Source organism: Dietzia sp. DQ11-38-2 (assembly GCF_014145055.1).
In the GTDB taxonomy this organism is placed as follows: Bacteria; Actinomycetota; Actinomycetes; order Mycobacteriales; family Mycobacteriaceae; genus Dietzia.
Map to the genome: position 1 here is coordinate 4662 of NZ_JAALDW010000509.1, position 1749 is coordinate 6410.

The window sequence follows — 1749 nt, forward strand, 5'->3', positions numbered from 1 at the left end:
GGCGGATCGGCAACTGCCAACACACGTCCGGCTTCGACTCGGGCAGGGTGCGGCCCGTCCGCGCCGCCATGTGGTGCAGGGCGCAGCCCGAGCCGGCCGGGAATCCGACGTCGTTGAAGAACACGCACCGACCGCCCAGGCGGCGCGTCCGCAGAGCGGGCTCGGGCTCGCCGTCGTCCCCGGTGAGGTCGTCCTCTTCCAGCCACGGCTCGAGATCGCCGCCCTCGGCCTCCGCCGCCTCCAGCGCGGCCTCGCGGTGCTGCCAGTCGTCGGGACCCAGGAGCTCGACGTTCACCGTCAGGCGGGAGCGGTCGTCGTCGTCACACAGGAATGCGCCGTGCGTGCAGCAGCCGGCGTCGGGCTGCCCGGCCTCGATGCCGTGGCAGGCCGGTGTGCCGAACACGCACGTCCACGAGGACAGCAGCCACGTCATGTCCGCGGACACGAGATGCTGGTCGTTCGCCGGGTCGGGGAACGTGTACCACTCGCGGGGGAAGTCGAGGGGGACTTCCGCGGCGGGCGCGCCCGGGCTGCTGGTGCGTTCGGTGGCGGTCACAACCTGCGACCGTAGACCGTTTAGGGTGGGCGTGTGAGATTAGGTGTCCTGGACGTCGGGAGCAACACGGTCCATTTCCTCGTGGTCGACGCCCATCGCGGGGGGCATCCCACTCCCATGAACGACTCCAAGACGCGTCTACGCCTCATCGAGTACCTCGATGAGGACAACAACATCTCGAAGACCGGCGTCGCCAGGCTCGTCGACGCCGTCAGCGAGGCCGCTGACCTGGCCAAGGCCACCAAGTGCCGCGAGGTCATGGCCCTGGCGACCTCTGCCGTGCGCGACGCCGCCAACTCGGACGCGGTGCTCGAGAAGGTCGAGAAGGAGACCGGGATCGCGCTGCGCGTGCTCTCCGGCGAGGACGAGGCGCGCATGACCTTCCTCGCGGCCCGCCGGTGGTTCGGCTGGAGCGCCGGTCGGATCGTCAACCTCGATATCGGGGGCGGCTCACTGGAGCTGACGAACGGTGAGGACGAACTGCCCGAGTACGCCTTCAGTCTGCCGCTGGGTGCCGGGCGGTTGACGCACGACTGGTTCAAGACCGATCCGCCGGAGCGCAAGCGCATCAACCAGCTGCGCGACTTCATCGACGCCGAGCTGGAGGGCCCCGCCAGGGAACTGCGGGCGGCCGGTGTCCCCGACCTGGCCTGCGCCACGTCCAAGACGTTCCGCACGTTGGCCCGGCTCACCGGTGCGGCGCCGTCGTCGGAGGGTCCGCGGGTCGAGCGGATCCTCACCGCCTCGGGACTGCGGCAGGTGATCGCGTTTATCTCTCGCATGACGGCCGCTGACAGGGCAGAGTTGGAGGGCATCAGCTCTGACCGGTCGCATCAGGTGGTCGCGGGAGCACTGGTGGCGGAGGCGTCGATGAGGGCTCTGGGTTTGGAAAGTGTGAAAATCTGTCCGTGGGCCCTGCGGGAGGGGCTCATTCTGCAGCGTCTCGACCGGGACGCGGGCGGCGACGGGAAGGGGAGCTGAGATGGCCGAGGATCAGGACGGTCAGCAGATCACCGTGGCGGAGCTGCTCAAGCGCATGGGCGCGGAGCAGTCGGACGCGGCCGCACCCAAGGCGCGTCGGCGTCGGCGGGCGGACGAGGGCGGCAGCGGCGTGAGTGTCTCCGAGCTCACGGGCGAGATCCCGCGGATCACCGACGACACCGAGCTCGGCAGCCGCGCCGCGCGTCGCCGCG

General features: G+C 70.2%; 1 protein-coding gene and 2 pseudogenes. 2 read left to right on the plus strand and 1 reads right to left on the minus strand.

Going from position 1 to position 1749, the window contains the following annotated elements:
* A pseudogene (locus G6026_RS15965) lies at nucleotides 1–556 on the minus strand (hypothetical protein); the annotation flags it as partial.
* A 33-nt stretch (nucleotides 557–589) separates the two neighbouring features.
* Between G6026_RS15965 and G6026_RS15970 the strand changes: the two are divergent.
* Both G6026_RS15970 and G6026_RS15975 read left to right on the plus strand, forming a co-directional pair.
* Entirely contained in the window at nucleotides 590–1537 is a 948-nt protein-coding gene (locus G6026_RS15970; RefSeq protein ID WP_107757341.1) for a Ppx/GppA phosphatase family protein, read from the plus strand.
* A 1-nt stretch (nucleotide 1538) separates the two neighbouring features.
* Nucleotides 1539–1749 (plus strand): annotated as a pseudogene (locus tag G6026_RS15975) (hypothetical protein); the annotation flags it as partial.